At 55.3% G+C, this 20451-nt stretch carries 18 protein-coding genes and 1 tRNA gene; 13 read left to right on the top strand and 6 right to left on the bottom strand.

Annotation, left to right across the window (positions count from 1 at the left end; translation table 11 throughout):
* The first annotated feature begins 56 nt into the window (after nucleotides 1-56).
* A complete protein-coding gene (locus KF752_02115) occupies nucleotides 57-863 on the top strand; it encodes a methyltransferase domain-containing protein (protein MBX3420329.1) in 807 nt (268 codons plus the stop codon).
* Here the strand turns inward: KF752_02115 and tkt are convergent.
* On the bottom strand, nucleotides 815-2872 hold the full coding sequence (gene tkt / locus KF752_02110; protein MBX3420328.1) for a transketolase: 2058 nt from the start codon (nucleotides 2870-2872) through the stop codon (nucleotides 815-817). The two genes, KF752_02115 and tkt, sit on opposite strands and share 49 nt — an antisense overlap.
* A 259-nt stretch (nucleotides 2873-3131) precedes the next feature.
* Between tkt and KF752_02105 the strand changes: the two genes are divergently transcribed.
* Both KF752_02105 and KF752_02100 read left to right on the top strand, forming a co-directional pair.
* The gene (locus KF752_02105; protein ID MBX3420327.1) at nucleotides 3132-3383 is read left to right on the top strand and encodes an acyl carrier protein; all 252 of its coding nucleotides are present in this window, start codon (nucleotides 3132-3134) and stop codon (nucleotides 3381-3383) included.
* Between the two features lie 133 nt (nucleotides 3384-3516).
* Complete coding sequence (locus tag KF752_02100) at nucleotides 3517-4911, top strand: NAD(P)/FAD-dependent oxidoreductase (GenBank protein ID MBX3420326.1); 1395 nt, start codon at nucleotides 3517-3519, stop codon at nucleotides 4909-4911.
* Nucleotides 4912-4949: 38 nt separating this feature from the next.
* Here KF752_02100 and KF752_02095 read toward each other — a convergent pair whose 3' ends face one another.
* On the bottom strand, nucleotides 4950-5777 hold the full coding sequence (locus KF752_02095; GenBank protein ID MBX3420325.1) for a sugar phosphate isomerase/epimerase: 828 nt from the start codon (nucleotides 5775-5777) through the stop codon (nucleotides 4950-4952).
* A 118-nt stretch (nucleotides 5778-5895) separates the two neighbouring features.
* On the opposite strand from KF752_02095, the gene trmB reads away from it, so the two are divergent.
* Nucleotides 5896-6546 (top strand): tRNA (guanosine(46)-N7)-methyltransferase TrmB, encoded by a 651-nt coding sequence (trmB, locus tag KF752_02090; GenBank protein MBX3420324.1) that lies wholly within the window; start codon nucleotides 5896-5898, stop codon nucleotides 6544-6546.
* Nucleotides 6547-6681: 135 nt separating this feature from the next.
* On the opposite strand, the gene KF752_02085 is transcribed toward trmB, so the two are convergent.
* The 3 genes from KF752_02085 to KF752_02075 form a co-directional block, all read right to left on the bottom strand.
* On the bottom strand, nucleotides 6682-8883 hold the full coding sequence (locus KF752_02085) for a TRAP transporter fused permease subunit (GenBank protein MBX3420323.1): 2202 nt from the start codon (nucleotides 8881-8883) through the stop codon (nucleotides 6682-6684).
* Nucleotides 8884-9939: a TAXI family TRAP transporter solute-binding subunit gene (locus tag KF752_02080; GenBank protein ID MBX3420322.1), complete on the bottom strand. Its 1056-nt coding sequence runs from the start codon at nucleotides 9937-9939 to the stop codon at nucleotides 8884-8886.
* A gap of 227 nt (nucleotides 9940-10166) precedes the next feature.
* The gene (locus KF752_02075) at nucleotides 10167-10886 is read right to left on the bottom strand and encodes a zinc metallopeptidase (protein MBX3420321.1); all 720 of its coding nucleotides are present in this window, start codon (nucleotides 10884-10886) and stop codon (nucleotides 10167-10169) included.
* 522 nt (nucleotides 10887-11408) lie between these two features.
* Between KF752_02075 and KF752_02070 the strand changes: the two genes are divergently transcribed.
* The 5 genes from KF752_02070 (at nucleotide 11409) to KF752_02050 (ending at nucleotide 15598) form a co-directional block, all read left to right on the top strand.
* Nucleotides 11409-11491, top strand: a tRNA-Leu gene (locus tag KF752_02070).
* A 157-nt stretch (nucleotides 11492-11648) separates the two neighbouring features.
* Complete coding sequence (rpsL, locus tag KF752_02065) at nucleotides 11649-12017, top strand: 30S ribosomal protein S12 (GenBank protein ID MBX3420320.1); 369 nt, start codon at nucleotides 11649-11651, stop codon at nucleotides 12015-12017.
* 101 nt (nucleotides 12018-12118) lie between these two features.
* Entirely contained in the window at nucleotides 12119-12589 is a 471-nt protein-coding gene (gene rpsG / locus KF752_02060; GenBank protein MBX3420319.1) for a 30S ribosomal protein S7, read from the top strand.
* Nucleotides 12590-12726: 137 nt separating this feature from the next.
* Nucleotides 12727-14823 (top strand): elongation factor G, encoded by a 2097-nt coding sequence (fusA, locus tag KF752_02055; GenBank protein MBX3420318.1) that lies wholly within the window; start codon nucleotides 12727-12729, stop codon nucleotides 14821-14823.
* A 37-nt stretch (nucleotides 14824-14860) separates the two neighbouring features.
* A complete protein-coding gene (locus KF752_02050; protein MBX3420317.1) occupies nucleotides 14861-15598 on the top strand; it encodes a lipoate--protein ligase family protein in 738 nt (245 codons plus the stop codon).
* Between the two features lie 137 nt (nucleotides 15599-15735).
* Here the strand turns inward: KF752_02050 and KF752_02045 are convergent, their stop codons facing one another.
* Nucleotides 15736-16050: a FliM/FliN family flagellar motor switch protein gene (locus KF752_02045; protein MBX3420316.1), complete on the bottom strand. Its 315-nt coding sequence runs from the start codon at nucleotides 16048-16050 to the stop codon at nucleotides 15736-15738.
* 255 nt (nucleotides 16051-16305) lie between these two features.
* Between KF752_02045 and nadA the strand changes: the two genes are divergently transcribed.
* The 4 genes from nadA (at nucleotide 16306) to KF752_02025 (ending at nucleotide 20418) form a co-directional block, all read left to right on the top strand.
* A complete protein-coding gene (gene nadA / locus KF752_02040; protein MBX3420315.1) occupies nucleotides 16306-17454 on the top strand; it encodes a quinolinate synthase NadA in 1149 nt (382 codons plus the stop codon).
* Nucleotides 17455-17481: 27 nt separating this feature from the next.
* Complete coding sequence (locus tag KF752_02035; protein MBX3420314.1) at nucleotides 17482-18126, top strand: class I SAM-dependent methyltransferase; 645 nt, start codon at nucleotides 17482-17484, stop codon at nucleotides 18124-18126.
* A gap of 112 nt (nucleotides 18127-18238) precedes the next feature.
* Nucleotides 18239-19306 carry a sugar phosphate isomerase/epimerase gene (locus KF752_02030; protein ID MBX3420313.1) on the top strand — a complete coding sequence of 356 codons (1068 nt, stop codon included), beginning with the start codon at nucleotides 18239-18241 and terminating at the stop codon, nucleotides 19304-19306.
* Nucleotides 19307-19317: 11 nt separating this feature from the next.
* Entirely contained in the window at nucleotides 19318-20418 is a 1101-nt protein-coding gene (locus KF752_02025; protein MBX3420312.1) for an aminopeptidase P family protein, read from the top strand.
* Nucleotides 20419-20451 lie beyond the last annotated feature (33 nt).

The following is a 20451-nucleotide window of genomic DNA, read 5'->3' as shown; positions in this document are numbered from 1 at the left end:
GTCGATCCAGGTTCATGTTCTGGCGAGCGTAGCTACAAGTCGGAGGGTAACTTCTAATGAGCAAAACCCAGTGGGACGCCGGACTGTACGACGGTAAGCACGCTTTTGTGAGTCAGTTGGGCGCTGGAGTATTGGAGCTGTTGGCACCTCAGGCAGGCGAGCGGATTTTGGACGTCGGTTGTGGGACTGGACACCTGACAAGTAAAATCGCGTTATCCGGTGCAGAGGTAGTGGGCTTGGATAGCTCGTCGGAAATGATTGCCCAGGCCAATCGGCTCTATCCCCATATCCAGTTCATCGAGGCTGATATTTCCAAGTATCACGGACAGCCGACCTTCGACGCCATCTTTTCGAATGCTGCATTGCATTGGGTGCATCGCGCCGAGCAAGCCGCTCAGTGTATGGCGGCACTGCTCAAGCCGGCTGGACGACTGGTTGTTGAATTCGGCGGTCGCGGTAACGTGCAGCGAATCGTTGGTGCATTGCAAGATGTGATTTTGGAAATGACCGGTCAACCGGTGTCAGCCGAGAATTATTTTCCCAGCATCAGCCAATACACTGGGCTATTGGAGCAGACCGGCTTTGAAGTTCGCTCCGCAGAACTGTTCGATCGTCCCACGCGACTGGAGGACGCGCGGCACGGACTGCAGAACTGGTTGCGAATGTTTCGCCACCAAACGCTGGCCAGCGTGCCCGTCGAGTTGTGGCCAGAGCTGATGATCCGGATCGAAAGCCGCGTGCGCGATAGTTTATGGCGTGATGGAGCGTGGTGGGCCGACTATCGCCGCTTGCGCATTGTGGCTCTCCGCACCGCTTATTCTTCACCACCCGAAACGGCAATTCGCGCGCAGGCCACGATCTGATCAGCGGTAATCTTGAAGTGGTTGTACAGGGTTCCTGCAGGGCCTGACGCGCCGAATCCAAACATGCCCACGAAATAGCCGTCGTGGCCGATATACTTGTCCCACCCCTGTCTCAGACCAGCTTCGCACGCAATCCGCGTCGCGCAACTTGGCGGCAATACGCTATCCCGGTACTCGGCAGATTGCTCGTCGAACAGCTCTTGGCAAGGCATGCTGACCACGCGAGCTCGAATGCTCAGGCTGGACAGTTCTTCGGCGGCTTTCAAGCACAGCTCAATCTCGGTTCCAGTGCCGATCAAAACGCAGTCTGGCTGGCCGTCGCAATCCGACAGCACATATCCGCCGCGCTGCACGCCGGCTGCAGGAGCGTAGCGCGAGCGATCGAGCGTCGGCACGTTCTGACGTGACAAAACCAGGGCGGCGGGCTGATCGCCGCGCTGCATGATGATTCGGTAGCATTCCAGGACTTCGTTGGCATCGGCCGGACGATAGACAAACAACCCTGGGATCGCGCGACAAGCCGCCAGATGCTCGACGGGCTGGTGTGTCGGACCATCCTCGCCAACGCCAATCGAGTCGTGCGTCAGTACGTACAGCACCGGCTGGTGCATGAGGCTGCTGAGTCTCATGCTCGGACGCAAGTAGTCGGTAAACACAAAGAAAGTTGCCCCAAAGGGTCGCAGGCCGCTGAGCGCCATGCCATTGAGAGCCGCTGCCATAGCGTGTTCGCGAATTCCAAATCGAAAATTGCGACCAGAATAATCGTGGTTACTAAAGTCACTTTGACCACCCAGAAGCGTCATCGTACTGGGCGCCAGATCGGCCGAACCGCCGATCATCCACGGCAGATGTGGAGCCAGCATGTTCAACACCTTGCCACTACTGACGCGCGTGGCCATCGGCTTATCATCGGCGGAAAATGGTTTCAGTCCGCTATCCCAGCCAGCCGGCAATCGCCGTGCAAACAGTGCATCCAATTGTTGCGCCTCAGCAGGGTAGTTGGCGCGGTATTTCGAGAACAACGAGAGCCATTGAGCATGGGCTTCATGTCCACGTTTGCCAAGAGTATCGGCAAAGTATTCGACGGCCTCGGCGGGGACTAGGAATTTTTCGTCCGGCCAGCCATAGAATTCTTTCGTCAACTTGATCTCATCCTCGCCAAGCGGCGATCCGTGGGCAGAATGCGAATTGGCTTTGTTAGGAGACCCAAAACCGATGACACTGCGGACGATGATCAAAGTCGGCTTGTCGGTACAGCCTTCGAACGACTCGAAGGCAGCCGCCAAGGCATCTAGGTCATTCGCGTCGGCCACACGTAGTACGTTCCAGCCCAAACCTGTGAATCGTTGTTCGACATTTTCGCTAAAGGCAAGATGTGTTTCGCCTTCAATGGTGATTTGATTGTCATCGTAAATCCAGCACAGATTGCCCAGTTTCAGGTGCCCGGCCAGCGACGCCGCTTCATACGAGACACCTTCCATCAGATCACCGTCGCCACACAGCGCATGGACGTTGTAGTTGAACAGCTCAAAGTCACGGCGGTTGTAGGTTGCGCCCAGCCACTTGGCGGCCATGGCCATGCCGACACTATTGCCCACGCCTTGACCGAGCGGCCCCGTGGTGGTCTCGATGCCTGCCGCTTCGCCGTACTCAGGGTGGCCAGCGCAAGGGCTGTGTAACTGGCGAAACTGGCGGATGTTGTCAAGGGTGATACTGGGACGATCCAATACCTGGCCCTGATCGTCGGTGGCCTTGACCCCTGCCAAGTGCAGTAGCGAGTACAGCAGCATCGATGCATGGCCGCAGCTGAGCACAAATCGATCGCGGCCTGGCCAGAACGGCTGGTCGGGAGCAAAACGCAGTGAACCGGTCCACAGCTGAAAGGCCACCGGGGCCAACGCCATAGGCGTGCCCGGATGTCCGCTGTTGGCGGCTTGAACCGCGTCCATACTCAAAGTGCGAATCGTGTCGACAACCAGCTTTTCAATGGTTGTAGTAGAATGGCGCATAGTCTTTTTCCTCGCTTCCAAGCAAATTTTGCTTGCGAAGATACCCCGAATCGCCGTTTCAAGCAATTGCGAAACGGCAACTTACAACATCAATCTCAACCGGCAGCCCCGATCTTGAGAGGTGCGAGGCGGTCAAGCCTAGGCGAAACACAGCCTGTGGAGTATCATTCCCCGGCAACTTGCCAGTCGCCAAACGGGCCTTGGCCAACGATGAGCCGTGGTAGGGTGTTCTAGAAATTATTTGAGGAGCCGACGACCGATGGGTCCGACCGAAATTCGCGATGAAATCCTGGATATTCTCAGTGATATCGCCCCCGATGAAGACCTGAGCAACTTGAACGACGACGCCACGTTTCGCGAGCAGCTTGAACTGGATAGCATGGATTTTCTGGACATCGTGATGGAGCTGCGCAAGCGCCACCGCATTCACGTGCCCGAAGAAGATTATCCACAACTAGCCAGCATGGCCAGCACGGTCCGATACCTTGAGCCCAAGATGGCAGAAATCTAGCCATCCCAAAAGTAGGCCATCGGTGGTGCTTCGGATCGCCTAGTGCCGGTTCTGCTGCCACTCCTGGGCCAGCGCGTCCACCATGGCGAATCGTTGCGACCAGGTGTTTGATACCGAGTCTGGGTGTATTTCCGTGTACGACACGATCATCATTGGTGCAGGAATGTCAGGCTTGGCCGCCGGCATTCGGCTAGCGTACTATGATCAGAAGGTTTGCATTCTTGAAAAGCACTGGACGATCGGTGGCTTGAATGGATTTTATCGTCTGGGTGGCCGCAACTACGATGTTGGCCTGCACGCAGTCACCAATTTTACGCCACCGGGTACCAAAAAAGGGCCTTTGGCGCGGTTGCTCAGGCAGCTGCGATTTCGCTGGGAAGATTTCGAGCTAGCTCCGCAAATTGGATCGGCCATCGCCTTCCCCGGGATTCGCTTGGCGTTCAACAATGATATCGAGCTATTGCGCAGCGAAATTGCCCGCAACTTTCCCACGCAGCGAGCCGGTTTCGATAAGCTGCTCGAGCAGTTGGTCGACTACGACGATCTATCGCAAGATAATTTCGGTGGCTCGGCGCGAGAATTCCTGGGCCAGTGCCTGAGTGATCCGTTGCTGGTTGAAATGCTGTTGTGCCCGCTGATGTGGTATGGCAACGCGCGCGAAGATGATATGGATTTTGGCCAATTCTGCATTATGTTTCGCAGTATTTTCTTAGAAGGCTTTGCCAGACCGTTGGCCGGTGTGCGCCTGATTTTGAAGCATTTAGTGCGTCGTTTTCGGGCGCTGGGCGGTGAATTGAAGCTCCGCAGTTCAGTGGCGTCGATCAAAGTGGAAGATGGCCGTGCCATCGGAGTCGTTTTAGAAAATGGCGAATTCTTGGAGGGCAAGCGAATTTTGTCCAGCGCCGGAATGTTGGAAACCCAGCGTTTGTGCAGTGACCTGACCCAAACCGCTCCTTTGCAATCCGCTGGTCAGTTGACATTCATCGAGTCGATATCGGTGCTGGATAAACAGCCCAAAGAGGTGGGCTTTGGTGAGACTATCGTGTTCTACAATGACAGCCCCACCTTTGAGTGGCGGCGACCCGTAGGCCAGTTGTGTGACGCCCGCACCGGCGTGATCTGCAGTCCCAATAATTATCAATACGCGAGTGAGCTTGGTAATTTGCAAGACGGCATTATCCGCCTAACGACGATCGCCGACTTTGATCGCTGGACGCAGTTGGACGAACAAGAATATCAGCGGCAGAAGATGTGGTGGTATGACCGCAGCGTTGCCTCGGCCGTACGATTTGTGCCCGACTTCCGCCGGCATGTGGTGGACACTGACGTGTTCACTCCCAAGACGATTCGTCGCTTCACTTCGCACGAAAACGGGGCGGTCTACGGTGCCCCCGATAAGAAGCTGGATGGTACGACACATCTGAAAAACTTGTTTCTCTGCGGGACAGATCAAGGCTTTGTAGGCATTGTCGGTGCCATCGTCAGCGGAATCTCCATGGCCAACATGCACTGCCTGCGCGAAAACTGAAATACAACCCGCAGGTTGCTAATCAACACGCGGGGCCTCTACAGTCCGCTGGCTTGCATGGCGGCGCGCATGTTGCGCATGCTTTCGCGGGCGATGGTTTCAATTCCTGGCCGGTAGTCAAATACCTCTACGCTGATCCAGCCCTGATAGGCGACTTGCTTGAGCGCCGCAAAGATTGGCTGAAAGTCGACATCCCCCATTCCAGGACCTAGCAGATTGGGATCGTTGGCGTGAAAGTGGTGCATCCAGACCGCGTTGTGGCGGATCACGTCAGCAATTGGCTGCGGCTCGGTGCTCATGGCTTTGACGTCCAAGTGCAAGCGAATCCAAGGCGAATCCAACCTCTGGATGACCTGCACCACCTGTGCGGCTTCATTCCAAAAATTGCCTTCGCCCGGCCCCAACGGCTCAAGGGCCAGCGTGACTTGATGCCGCTCAAGTGCGGGAAGCAGTTGTTCTAATACCGTAACGGCGTTATCGGTCGCCCTGTGGTGGTTCATCTGTTGCGGGTCGAAGTTGCGCTGCTGCGGCGAACCGAGCACCATCAAGCTACCGCCTAAGTCGCGGCACAATTGCGACAACTGCGACAGATAATCTGCTGTTCGACTTCGAGTAGCCTCATCCGAAGTGGTCAAATGGTAGCCTTGCGTCTTAGCTAACAACCAGTGCAGGCCCACGACCTCAACGCCGGCACTGTGTACTTGCGCGGCCAATCGGCGGCGCTCTGAGGACGGTAACTCAGTTGGTCTGTCGCTTAAGGTAAACGGAGCGATCTCCCAACCGGTGTAGCCGCACTGAACCGTTAGCTCCAAGGCGCGCTGCCATGACCATTCCTGAAACAATTCATTACACAACGCCATACGCATGGTTGGCCCCACTTGCAAGTCCGGTTGTCCGAGTCAGTCTTCGTCAAATCACGACGCAACGTCGCCACTGTAAAGCAGTCTATCCAAGGCCGCAAGTTCTGGTTATGGTTTACCCGTCATGAATCATCGGTCTCGCAAGACACAAGCATCTCGCCCCGGCGCTGCTATCGACGTACGAACTGCGTCATTGGATTGGGCGACAATCATTGCCGCTCAGGCAGATAAGCCCAGAGAGCTGGAAATAGGATCCGGCAAAGGATTATTTTTGCAGAGTGCTGCCCATGCGCAGCCGGAACGGCATTTCATTGGTATTGAACTGGCAGCTAAGTTCGCTCACCGTTCTGCCGAGCGACTAGCGCGCTTGGGGCTGGCCAATGTCACAGTCTTGTGCGGCGATGCGCGGGCTGTATTGCATTCGACGGTACCTGACCAGTCAATTCAGCGCGTTCACGTGTACTTTCCAGATCCGTGGTGGCGCAATAAGCACAAGAAGCGCCGCGTGCTGAACGATCAAACGCTGCAAGACATTCAACGCGTGCTCGTTTCCGGAGGGCAATTTCATTTCTGGACCGATGTACTGGACTACTACCAGCACATCTGCGCCGAAGTAATGGATACGACTGAACTAGCCGGTCCGCATTACATACCGGAGCGCGCGGCCAGTCATGCCATGGACTACACTACGCACTTCGAGCGCCGCGCACGGCTGAACAGTCAGCCTGTCTATAGGGCGCTGTTTGAGAAGCGCTCATCGACCGTAGAATTGTAGGTTGCCTGACGGCGCTTGCCTGGTGAGACTCCAGCCAGCAGTGCTGGAGAGTACCGATACCCAGTGCCCATGGATTGAAAATCGTTAGGGTATCGCAGTTGGAAGCCAAAATTGTGCGGTCGCGCTTATTCGACCCTAAGTTGCACTGTGCTCACGTTTGGATGCAGAGTAGCTAATGACAGCAACGGAGGCCAGCAATAGTGCTCCGATGATATCGAATAGCTGGAGATAGCGGCCAAGAAGATCGAAACGATCGGGAAAGAGTGCGCAGGCTGCGGCCAAAAACAGTAGAGTTCTCAACGGCCACTTGAGCGGATGAAACAGATAACCGGAAAGTGCTCCCGCCAGCGAGAGGATACCAAGGACAGCAGCCGTGACAGCGACGACAACGTCTAGCACCAGCGGAGCGCCTCCGTCGTCACCAATCATGCAGAGCGCTGGGCGATAGACAAACATGTAGGGCAGGGTAAAGCCGACCAATGAAAAACGGAAGGCCGCCCAGCTCGCTTGCATCACGCCAGTTCCGGCAATTGAGGCGGCTGCGTAGCCAGCCAGGGCCACAGGCGGCGTAACCATGGCCATCATCCCAAAATAAAAGATGAATAGGTGAGCAGCCAAGATCGGTACGCCCAACGTCGGATCAGCAAATACAGGCCCGATGATGGTTGCCAACAGCAGATAGGAAACGGCAGATGGCAAGCCCATACCTAGTATGAGCGAGCAGACCATGATGGCTAATAGTCCAAGAAACAGATTGTTGCCGGCCAGGGGAATAATGGCTTGAGGTACACCAGTGCCAATGCCTGTCCGCGACACCAGACCAATGACTATTCCAACGCAGGCGGCTGCTACGATCAACGGAACTCCGCCGTTAGTTGCTGAACGCAGGCAGTCCAAAACTTTTGATCGCCAGGTTGACCAGCATAACGCAACCAGCCACGATCCGGCCATCGACCAGATCAACGCTTCGGGCCAGTACGAGATTAGATTCGGAAAACAGAATTTGGCACAAACGATGAGTGATGACCAAACACCAACGGCGGCCAGACGCGCCAGCTTGGAAGCCTTGGTTTGCGGACTGAGAATGATCATGAGCTGAACGAAGGCCATCGCGTAACTGACTGCGCGAAACGGTGATGCGCCCCAAAGCAGAAATGCCAGCAGCAGGGCCAGGGCGCCAAGGAACGTCGCACCTTCAAATCCATACCAGCGAACGGGAGGCGGTTGTTCACTCTCCGACTGGCCAGATGCCAAGGTTGATGACGATAGAGTTCGAGAAATTTCAGCATCAGTATCCAGTGAATGGTCTTTGCGGTTCGCGTCGTCCTGGGCATCGTTACGTTTGGCTTGAAAATGAACCAGCATGAACAGCGACAGATAGTACAAGATGGCGGGGATCAAGGCCGCTTTCATAACTTCCAAATAGGTTACAGGAGGCTGGCGATTGATAATCTCCAGCATCATGTACGCGCCGGCTCCCATCACAGGTGGTGCCAGCGCTCCGCCAGATGACGCTGCGGCTTCGATGCCGGCGGCGATATGCGGTTTGAAGCCGACACTGCGCATCAGGGGAATCGTAAACACGCCGGTGGTTGCCACGTTGGCCACGGCGCTGCCAGACAGCGATCCCATCAGTCCGCTGGCCACAATCGATACCTTGGCGGGACCGCCGGATCGCTGGCCAAACAACCGCAAGGCCATTTCGATGATATACCGGGTCGACCCGCTGGCTTCTAACAATGCTCCAAACAATACGAAAAGAAAGACGTACTTGAACATTACGCCCAACGCCGTACCGAACACGCCTTCGGTGCGCAAATACAACTGTCCAATCAGCGATTGCCAATCTTGTCCACGGTGCGGGAACATCCAATCGGGTAACTGCTGCGCAATGCTCTCATGCGCGTAAACTAAAAAAATGACCGACAAGCAGGGCACGGCCCAGCCGATGGCTCGCCGCGTGGACTCCCAAACCAGCAGTAGTCCGACGGCGCCGACGGCTAGGTCCAGCGGGCTATACAGGGCAGCGCGTTGGCCAAGCTGCGTTCCGTGGTACAACAGGTATCCGCAGCAGACGATCGCTAGCACGACCAGCACCCAATCCAAGACATGCAAGGCCGTGGTGTTACGCCAGCGACCGATCATGGGGAATTTCAGCAGGGCCAGAATGACACCGGCGGAACCAAAAACCGCCAATTCTTTCAGCGGTGCTAGCAGTGAAAAATTGACTTCGATTAGTACATACAGTGTGAGGCAAACGGCGACAACGATACACACGTAACCGCGAAAACGTTGTTGGAACGTGGTCGGCGGCGGCTCTGTCGAGCTGTTGCCCATTTATTCACCTGCGGTCGGCAGTATGCCGACTTCTCGGAAGTAACGAATGGCTCCTGGATGGTACTCGGTGCCATTATTGCGAGCTGCTGTGTCAGGCCGCAGATTGCCCACAGCTTTATGCCGCTGAGTGATCTTTTCCCGGTTCTCGTAGATCAATTTCACGAAGTTGTATACCTTCTGATCGTCAATCTTGGCGAGGGTAATCAGATGCGCCGAGCCAACATTCAGACCTACAAACTCAGCGTCAATGCCCTTGTATGTACCTCCGGCAATGGAGGCGGATTCGAAAAAGCTGTAGTCGTCGATCAGTTTTTTCCGAGCCGATTCGTCGTAGGGGATCAGCCGAATACTATTGGCCTGGGCCATTTGCGACAAGGAAGGATTGGGAGTGCCGCCGCCGATCATGGCTGCGGCGACTGCGCGGTCGCCAAGCAGGTCTACCGCACTTTGCTGGCTGCCGTAGGTTGGCTCCAGATCGTTCAGTTGCAAGCCGTGAGCAGCCAATATGGGTTTGACAAAGTACTCAAAGCCAGCGCCTTCTGGCCCCAAGTAGACTTTCTTGCCTTTGAGGTCGGCGATCGACTGGATACCGGAGTCTGCCAGCGTCACAAACATGGCGATGTTGGGAAACAAGGTAACGACAGAGCGAATGTCGTGTTTTGCTTCCCAGCCTTCTGTTCCTCGAACAGCGAAGTAACTGATGGAAGAATTGGACATCGCAAATTCCAGTTTTCCTTGGCTCAGCAAACGAATGTTTTCCATGGAACCACCCGTGGACTCGGCGGCCACGCGCCAGTTCAAATCACCACGATTTTCGTTCACTACTTCACAAATCGCGCTGCCCACAGTGAAGAACGCGCCACCCGTAGGTGCGGTGCCAACATTGATGAACTGTCGTTGGCCGGATGATGCCGAACCCGCAGAATCGCTACGCGTACAGCCCGCCATGGTGGCAAGCAGGACCAGGGCCGTCAATAACTGAATTTGGCCAAACCATCGGTCCAAAGGCAGTAAATGTAAGAACAGGCATCGACGTAAGACTTGCGAGTCACGCATGAACGCTTACCTTTTAAAAAATTGCGGCCAGACGGGCAGTTATTTCCCAAGAATCGAGGTTTCTCCTTGGGTTCAGCAGGTCAGTCACAGCCCGCAAGCAGCGGCAAATCAGGATCGTGGAGTCGCACCACTTTAGCCGGACGTTCTTGGTCCGCCAAGTGACTTGCCTGGAAAGCGGGCTTCTTGAGCAGCGGTAGCTACTATCAATTTCTCAAAGATCGCTTGCCCTAATCGCGTCCGCGCTGCGTGGCCAGCAGGTAGCGAAAGATGTAGTAGGCCAGGATCATGACCGCTTGCATCGTGGCTGCAACATAGGTCAACGCAGCCGCGTTTAGGACTTTGCTGACGTAGGAAATCTCGCGTCCCGAGACAATTCCTAATTCGACCAGCTGTGTTTTGGCGCGGGAGCTGGCATCGAATTCGACCGGCAGATTAATGAGTTGGAAAGCCACCGTAGCGCCAAATCCAATGATGCCTACTAAAAACAGCGTGGGGCCGATCCCGGCAGCACCTTGTGCGGCTCCAGTCATACCCAATCCAACCATACACAGAATCGTACCGATACTGCCACCGAAATTGGCTGCGGGCACAGCCATGTTACGGATGGCCAGCGGGGCATAGCCTTGTGCATGCTGAATCGCGTGACCGGCTTCATGGGCCGCGATACCGACGGCGGCCATCGAATTGCTACGGTAAACTCCGGGGCTGAGTCTCAGCACGCGGTGCCTGGGGTCGTAGTGGTCAGACATTTCACCTGGAACTTGCTGAATACCAACACTTTGCAGCCCGTTGGCGTCCAAGATGGAACGGGCCGCATCGTATCCGGACGTCCGCGCCGCCACTTGGCTCATCTGGGAGTAGGCACTGCGGACCATCCACTGAGCTACCATCGCCAACAGTAGTGCGGGAGCTATGAATACAAAGTAGATGGGGTCAAAGTACATCATGTGTGATCTGGCTCCAAATCGGACACTTTCGGGAACATACGGGCTAAGTTGAGGGCACTAACCAGCGAACTTCGGGGCGTCAACTGTCTAGCTCATGCCTGCCTCAGCAACCCTCAGTCTGCCAAGTTGACACAGTCCTCGCCAGACTCCAATTAACGGGCATTTGCTGTGCCAATCGCCAATCCGGCGATCAAGCATCCTATTCGAATGCTGCCAGCTTTTCTTGTTAGTTGCTAAGTCCCGCAATCCGGAATTGGAGGAATGGGGGGAATGTTCTGGCTAAGGTTAGGCCAGCGGCCTACCTAACGCTGCCTTTGCCAAACCTTGGGCTAACTGGGATTTGATCGTCTGCTGGGCGTAGCTAGTGGCGACTTTTTGTCGTTCGCCTGCTTTAGCGCAGTGTTTTGCAATTTTTCATGAATAGCTTGGACAATTGGGGCTTGTGGAACCTAGGGCGGCTCGGTTACATTTTTGGGTCCGAATCGGTGCATAGCCCGGTCCTACTGTCCAGGCCCGCACCACGCCAGAGTGGCGGAATGGCAGACGCGCTGGATTCAAAATCCTGTGCCCGCAAGGGTGTGTGGGTTCGACTCCCACCTCTGGTATTTGACGCGCACGTGCCTGCCTGTTGCCAGTCAGGCATCGCCCGTGCAAGTGCAAGCCCGACAGCAGTACTTAACACAGTCAACAATTACTACATCCAATAATTGGCACCGCCATCCGGCGACCGTACTTCGTTTCCAGATCAGGTATTTCAATCCTATGCCAACGATCAATCAATTGGTCAAAAAGAATCGAGTTGTTCAACGCAAGACGACCAAGTCGGTCGTGCTCGAAAAATGCCCACAAAAGCAGGGTGTTTGCTTGCAAGTACGAACGATGACTCCCAAGAAGCCCAATTCGGCATTGCGCAAGATTACTCGTGTGCGCTTGTCTAACGGCAAGGAAGTTACGGTCTACATTCCGGGCGAAGGTCACAATCTTCAGGAACACTCGATTGTATTGATTCGCGGTGGTCGAGTCCGCGATTTGCCTGGGGTTCGCTATCAGGTAGTGCGCGGCTGTCGCGATACGCTGGGGGTTAACGGACGTAAGCAATCACGCAGCCGTTACGGTGCCAAGAAGAAGTAGTTGGCCGAGAGACAGTTCAAGCACTTTAGTTCAAACAAGTCAGTCTTCAGAACATCGCAATTCAGTTAAGGTTGCACACCAACAGGGGTATTTAGCAGCTCATGGGAAAGATTACCGCCAGCCGTGAAATTTTGCGTCCTGATCCGAAATTCCAGTCGCTGTTGGCTGGCAAGTTCGTGAATTGCTTGATGTACGACGGTAAGAAGTCGGTCGCCTATTCGGTGTTCTACGATGCGTTGGACATCATTGCCGAAAAGGTTTCGGAAGTGCCGCCGATCGAAGTCTTCGAGCAAGCTCTGGAAAACCTCAAGCCGCACATCGAAGTTCGCTCCAAACGCGTGGGGGGAGCCTCGTATCAGGTTCCGATGCAGGTCAATCGCAATCGACAGCAATCGTTGGCTATTCGCTGGCTACTGTTAGCTGTCCGCGAAAAGAAGGGCCGGGCGACCCATCAAAAGCTGGCTGACGAGTTGCTGGCCGCATACCGCAAGGAAGGTGTGGCTATGGCGCGTCGCGAGAATACGCACCGCATGGCGGAAGCCAACAAGGCCTTTGCGCACTTTGCCTGGTAGGGTTGAAAGCGTTGTTTGCGAGCGCGGTTTGGCTGGAGTGCTGAATCCATCTGCCGAGCACCGGATTGCGTCCCGTCAGCCCGGTAGCAGGAAATTAGCCTGTCTGTAGCAATTTAGCCTGGTTGCAGGGTTCTCCGTTGGCTCGTGAACTTCAAAAAATTCGCAATATCGGCATCATTGCTCATATCGACGCTGGCAAGACCACGGTCACCGAGCGAATGCTGTACGTCAGCGGTGCCAAACACAAGGCGGGCGGTGTCGATCAGGGCACTACGGAGACCGACGACGACCCCGAAGAGCAGGAGCGCGGCATCACGATCTATGCTGCCTGCGTGACCTTCAAGTGGAAAGAGATCATCGTCAATCTGCTGGATACGCCCGGCCACGTTGATTTTACGGCTGAGGTGGAACGCTGCTTGCGAGTCTTGGATGGCGCGGTGGTTGTCTTCAGCGGACGCGAAGGCGTAGAGGCGCAAAGCGAAACGGTCTGGCGTCAGGCCGACCGCTATCAAGTTCCGCGCATCGTGTTCATCAATAAACTGGATCGCGAAGGCGCCGACTTCTACCGCGTCCTGGATGAAATAAAGCTACGGTTGGGCGCCAATCCCGTGGCTGTGCAAATTCCCATTGGCATGGGACCCGCTCACGTGGCCACGCCATTTGCTGGCTGCATCGACTTGATCGACATGCAGGCGCTCCGATTTCCGAAAGACGAGGACGGGCGAAATGTCAAGATTGAACCGATTCCCGATGATCTCATGGATGATGCGCTGGCCTGGCGCGAAGCAATGCTCGAACCCCTATATTCGCTCAATAGCCAGTTGATGGAGCTGGCGCTGGAAGAGAAGCCAATTCCCGCAGAGTTGATTCGCCAGACGTTGCGACAAGGATGTCTCGATCGCAGCTTGCAACCGGTCGTGTGCGGTTCAGCCTTGCACGGAATCGGAGTCCAAGCGGTTCTGGACGCCGTTGGCAGTTACCTGCCCTGCCCGCTCGATCGACCTCCCGTTACAGGTATCGATCCTCACAAACCCGACAAACAATTGACGCGAAAGCCCTCGGTCGATGAGCCGTTTTGCGGTCTGGTCTTTAAGATCCTTCCCGCCAAGACAGGCGATATGTATTGGCTGCGAGTCTATTCCGGCAAGCTGGAGGCTAACTCGCGAGTCTACTGTCCCAATCGTGATAAGAAGGAAAATGTCGCCCAGCTATGGCAGTTGCATGCCACCAAAAAGGACCGCCAAGGCCAAGTGCAGGTCCTGGAATGTGGCGACATTGCTTGTGCTATCGGGCCACGTTATGGAATTACAGGCGATACGTTTTGCGATACTCGCGAAATGATCCAACTACCCAGTATCCAGTTCGCTCAAGCCGTGTTGTCGATGGCCATCGAGCCGGAAAACACCACAGAGCGAAAGAAACTGGCTGAAGTATTAGAGATGCTGAAGCGCCAAGACCCCACCTTCCATGCGGCGGAGAATGCCGAGTCTGGCCAAACATTGATCAGCGGCATGGGTGAACTGCATTTGGACGTGATCAAACACCGGTTGACGCGCGACTTCAATTTGAATGTCAAATTCTACAAGCCGCGGGTCAACTACCGTGAGACGATCGCCAAGTCCGCCGAAGTCCAAGGGCAATGCAATCGTCAAATCGGCGACAAGCAGATGTTTGCGCGTGTCACGTTACGGATGGAACCGTTGGACGATCGATCTGCTCAGCCGATTGTTTTAGACCGGTTGTTTGGAGAGGCAGCTTTGCCTGATGCGCTGAAGACTGCAGTGATCGAAGAACTGCGAGGTCGCGTACAAGGTGGTGGGCTGATTGGCAGTTTCCCCTTGACCGGACTGCGAGTTACGTTGGTCGGTGGTGAGATGCGCGAAGTTGGCTCGGATGAAGTCGCCTTTCGCATTGCCGCCAACGACGCCTTCGAACTGGGCTTGCAGGCCGGCGGGCCAACGCTCCTGGAACCCTTAATGCGTTTGGAAATCGTTACACCCGAGGACTACGTGGGCGAAATTGTTGGCGACTTGCAGCAACGGCGAGCCATTATCGACTCGACTGAAGCGCGTGGTGCCATGACCTGCATTATCGCCTTGGCGCCGCTCAAAGAACTGTTTGGCTACTCGTCGGCCATTCGTTCCTTGAGCCAAGGCCGCGCGGGCTGCTCCATGGAGCCACAAGGCTATCAGCCGGCTCCGGAAACTGACGTTGAAGGCTTCGGATTTACCTAACTGAGCGCTCAGCGCTACACCGCCGTACGATAGCGCTATGCAGTTCCTGGATTTGACGCTGCCGACACCGGCACAGAATTTGGCCTTGGATGAAGCGCTCCTGTTGGCGGCCGAGCCTGATGAGAATCAACGCGCAGTCGCCATGGATTGCGAAGTGCTCCGTGTTTGGCAATCGGCTCAGACATGTGTTGTAGTTGGCAGGAGCAGTCGAGTAGACGCTGAAGTGCATCGTCAACAGGCACAGCAGTCAGGCATCTCGATTCTGCGTCGTCCCAGTGGCGGAGCGTCGGTAGTGATCGCTCCAGGTTGCCTGATGTACAGTCTACTACTCGACTTGCGCTACCGACCACAGCTGCGCATGTTGGATGCGCTGCATCGGTTTGTCATGAGCCAAATGTTGCAGGCACTGATCCGCGTCTGCCCAGAGGCTACGTTCCAAGGCACGTGCGATCTGACATTGCATAATCGCAAATTCAGTGGCAATAGTCTACGCCTGGGACGCGATTGGGCGCTCTATCATGGAACGTTATTGCTGAACATGGATTTGGCTGTGGTCGACCGACTGTTGCGACATCCGCCGCGCGAGCCCGACTATCGGACCAAGCGTCCGCATTCGCAGTTCATCACCAATCTGGGTGTGGATGGTGACGCTGTGGTCTCAGCTCTGCGTAGCCAGTGGCAAGCGGATCAGCGACTGCCACATCCGCCTGTGGAGCTTGTCGCCAAGCTGTGTGCCGAACGCTACTACCTGGATGCCTGGAATTTTCAGCGTTAGTCAGCAGCTGAATAATCTTGACGGCTGGGACGCGGCAGGAGCGTGGACTGGGGCCAACGCTCCGCTCTCCGGCGAAAATGACTACCCGAGAACTACCGCACTCTGCGGGACATCGCCACCCAGGTGACTCGGTCCACTTATCCGCACTCAGGCTTGGCCACTTGCGGTCTTGAAGTCAGGCTGATGAACCGCTCTTTAGGGCTGACGATCTGAGTAATACGGATGCCAAATTTCTCGCCAGCCTTTACAATGTCACCCTCGGCAATTGGCTGATCGACCACTTCGACGCTCATGGGCGAGTCGTAAGGTTTTTCAAATTGGATCATCTCACCGGGCACCAGCTTGAGCAATTGGTCGATCTGGATCGACTTCTTGGCCAGCGTCACGACCACCGGAACGTGTACTTGCAACACGCTTTGGCAGTACGGCTTCAGCAGTTGTGGCTGTGACATGCTCAATCGCGTAAAATAGGACGGGTGCCAGATAGCAGACAGACCGGTTAGAATGCTCTATCGTCGCTTGCGTCAGCAGACTTGACGAGTTCAGCGTTCGGGCCTACGGCTTAACAGGCAGTGCACAACCCAATGCCTTCGTCGACCGTGGCGGAATTTTTCAGTGCCAATCCGATGCACGGAGGAATTGCTAGCATAAGCGGTGTGTGCTCGGATTTTGCCAGCATTTGAGGTGAGTTAACTAGAGTCAAAACGATGCCGATTGCTCCCATTCTTCCCAGCTCCCCTGGGAAATTTTCGCTAGCCGATTACAAGCCACTGGGCAATGAAGAACTGTCGCATCGTATTGATGCTGGCCGGCGCCAGCTAGGCAAGAGCCTGTTGATTCTGGGGCATCATTATCAGCAGGACGAAGTCATTCGACATGCCGATCTGCGCGGCGACAGTTACCAGCTTAGTCAACAAGCTGCGGCCAGCAGTGACTGTCGTACCATCATTTTTTGTGGCGTGCACTTTATGGCCGAGACGGCGGATATTTTGGCCAATCGACCCGACAAATTGCAGGAGCGCAGCGGTGTGCGCGTGCCTGTTATCTTGCCAGATATGGCAGCCGGGTGTTCGATGGCTGATATGGCGGCAATTCGTCAAGTCGAAGATGCCTGGCAGCAGCTAGGCGAAGTGGTCGATACCGCGCGAATGATTCCTGTGACGTATATCAATTCGGCGGCCAGTCTAAAGGCGTTTTGCGGACGACATGGAGGTATCGTCTGTACCAGCAGTAACGCAGCGGCCGTGATCCGCTGGGCTCAACAGCGTGGTGACCGGGTATTCTTCTTTCCGGATCAGCACCTGGGGCGCAACACAGCCCTGAAAATGGGTATCACCAACGATCAAATGCCTGTGTGGGATCCCTACTGTGACGATCTGGGCGGCAATACCCACCAGCAGATAGTTGACAGCCGCGTCGTGTTGTGGAAGGGGCACTGCAGCGTGCATCAAATGTTTCGTCCCGAACATGTAGCGCAATTTCGTCAGCGAATCCCCGGCATAAAAATCTTGGTGCATCCTGAATGTCCACAAGAGGTCAATGACTTGGCCGATATCTCAGGCTCCACCAGCATGATTCTGAAGACCGTCCAGCAGGCACCGGCGGGAACGAAATGGGCCATTGGTACCGAGCTACATTTGGTCAATCGCATTAAACAGGAACATCCGGACCAGGAAATTCATTTCCTGTCTCCCGTTGTCTGCATGTGTGCGACCATGTATCGCATCGACTTAGCGCACTTGGCGTGGAGTGTCGAAAATTTACTGGCCGGCGACATTGTTAATCGCATTGAAGTTGACCAAGAGACTGCACGGTATTCGTTGATTGCCCTACAACGTATGCTAGAGGTGCGTTAGCCGAGCCGGCTTCGTCGGGGGGATCTGATGGGGGTGTACGAAAACTGGATTCTGCCAAGCCTCATTGACTGGAGTTGCTCGACCCAGCCACTCATGAATGTGCGTCGTCAAGTAGTCCAACGCTGTCGCGGTACGGTGTTAGAAGTCGGTGCTGGATCGGGAATCAATTTTCCGCTTTACGATCCCACTCAAGTCCAGCAGGTGTACGCGCTGGAGCCATCCGCTAGTATGCGTCGTAAGGCTGTCAGGAAGTCGCGGCTGCCAGTTGGTAACTCATTCGTGCAATGGTTGAATTTGCCCGGTGAAGATATACCGCTAGCCGATAGTACTGTAGATACCGTATTGTTGACTTTTACTTTGTGTACCATCGGTGATTACGCCGCAGCTCTCAGGCAGATGTATCGCGTGCTCAAACCGGGAGGGCAATTGTTGTTCTGTGAACATGGCCGAAGCCCCGACGCGGCAGTGCGGCGCACACAGGACCGCTTGACTCCTATCTGGCGCCGATTGGCTGGTGGCTGTCATTTGAATCGTCCCATTGCAGATTTGATTCGCCAGGCCGAATTCGAAATCACCAGCCAGAACCAGGAATACTTGCCTCAAGTTCCCCGCTTTGCTGGATACATCTACCACGGAAACGCGGTAAAATCTGGCGGCGAAGTGTCGGCATGATAGCGGCCTATGCTGCTATAGCTGACACCCTGACCAAGGCTGTACTTTGAGAGATGCGGCGGGTTTGGTGATACCGATTGGCCTCGAAGTTTTTTGCAGGGGAGTGGGCAACATGGAATTCTCGCGAATGGATCGACGCCAGTTATTGGCTTACGCCGCATTTTCGTCAGCCGCGCTCAGTAGCGCGGTCGGTCCGCAGGCAGTGTCAGCGTCTGTCGCTGGAGTAGATTCGGTCGCCGGAGCAGGCGAAGCACCGGCCTCCGGTAGCGCGACAACCGCAGTCTCAGCGGCTCCGCTGGCGCGTTCCGACAAGCGATATTCCATGAAAAAGTCGATCAACCTATGGGCCTTCCCATATCCTCAACGCATGAATTTGAGGCAATGTTTGGAGCTGGCCAAGCGCGCCGGGTTCGATGGCATTGAACTGAATTATGACTTGGACAGTGACCTGTCCCCACAGGCCAAAGCTCAGGATTTTGTCAAAATTCGGCGAATGTCCGAGGAGATAGGTATTTCGATCAGTGGGCTGTGCTCATTTTTGTTCTGGCCCTATCCGCTGACCAGTAACGATCCCGACGAACGTGCACGCGGGATGCATTTGGCCGAATTAATGACGCAGGCGGCGCACGATCTTGGTACTGAGAATCTGTTGGTGGTGCCTGGTGCCGTCCACATGCCCTGGCGCGCCGATCACCAGCCAACCCCCAACGATGTCTGCGATCAACGGGCTCGCGATGCGGTGGCGCGGCTGTTGCCGGGTGCCGAGAAGTTGGGGGTATATTTAAACATCGAAAACATCTTCTTCAACGGATACTTGATGTCGCCGATGGAGATGGTGCAATTTGTCGATAGTTTCGCCAGCTCTCATGTTCGCGTTCATTTTGACACCGGCAATATCATGTTGTTTCAATTTCCTGAACATTGGATTCCCATTTTAGGCAAGCGAATCAAAAATGTTCACTTGAAGGAGTTTACTAAAAAGGGGACGGATTCATCGCTGGAATCCTTTCGCCCGCTGCTGGATGGGACAACCAATTGGCCAGCGGTGGTCGATGCCTTCGATCGAATCGGGTACGACGGCTATTTGACGTTTGAATACTTCCATCCGTATCCGCATTACCCCGAAGCACTCATCTATCAGACCTCCGATTCATTGGACCGACTGCTCGGGCGAAGTTGAGAGGAGACAGGATGTCAGGTACTAGCCGCAGGCGCGATCGCCTGCGACAACTGTTGGAAGCGGCTGGGCGCAGCGCGATGCTTGTTACGCACGCGCCCAACGTCCGCTATTTAACTGGTTTTACGGGTGAAGACAGTTACTTACTGGTGACAGACCAGGAGGAGTTGTTGATTAGTGACGGGCGTTTTGAAGAGCAGCTTCGGCAAGAATGTCCAGGCTTGCCCAGCCTGATACGCCAGCCAGGTGAGCCGATCGCCGAGGTGACTTGCCAACAACTTCGCGCACGTCGGTTGTCCGATCTGGTCGTCGAAACATCGACGATGTCGGTAGAAGTGTTTGACGTTCTATGCCAGCAGTCCGTAGCGGAGCGTGTGCACAAAGGTGGCGTGCAAGTCGAAAGCCTCCGCGAGCTTAAGGATGCTGACGAAATTGCGATACTAAAACGCGCAATCGATGTTGCACAGCGAGCTTTCCTGGCCGTGCGCAAGACGCTTTCCACCTCGCACACGGAACGGGATGTAGCCGCCGAGCTGGAGTGGACGATTCGCAAACTGGGTGGTGGTGGCTGTAGCTTTGAGCCGATTGTGGCTGTCGGTGCCAGGGCCGCGCTACCGCACGCGCGTGCCGGAGATGCCAATTTGGGCAGCGGTGGGTTAGTGTTAATTGACTGGGGAGCTACCGTTGACGGTTATCGCAGCGACTTGACTCGTGTACTTTGGACAAGTAAAATCCCCCCCAAATTCACAGCGATATACCAGACGGTTTTGGAGGCTCAGCAGGCTGCTATCGCTGTAATCAGGCCCGGGATTCGAGCGAGTGACGTTGACCGTGCGGCTCGGCAAGTTTTCGAAGCAGCCGGGATCAACGACCGCTTCAGTCATGGGCTGGGTCATGGCATTGGATTGGAAGTCCACGAGGCTCCTCGACTCAATAAGAACCAGGAGCGTGAATTGGAGCCAGGAATGGTAGTTACGGTCGAGCCTGGCGTTTACTTTCCGGATTTGTACGGCGTGCGCATTGAAGATGATGTTTTGGTTACTCAGTCCGGCTGTGAAGTGCTGAGCGACTTGCCGACCGACTTGCAGTCCAACTTGGTTACATTGTCGAGCTAGCGCGGGCTAGCTCGCCCGTTCGCGATCGCTAGA

It is taken from the genome of Pirellulaceae bacterium (assembly GCA_019636385.1).
Classification (GTDB): Bacteria; Planctomycetota; Planctomycetia; order Pirellulales; family Pirellulaceae; genus Aureliella.
The sequence above is the reverse complement of the archived record's forward strand: the minus strand, read 5'-3'. Positions and strand labels throughout refer to the sequence as shown.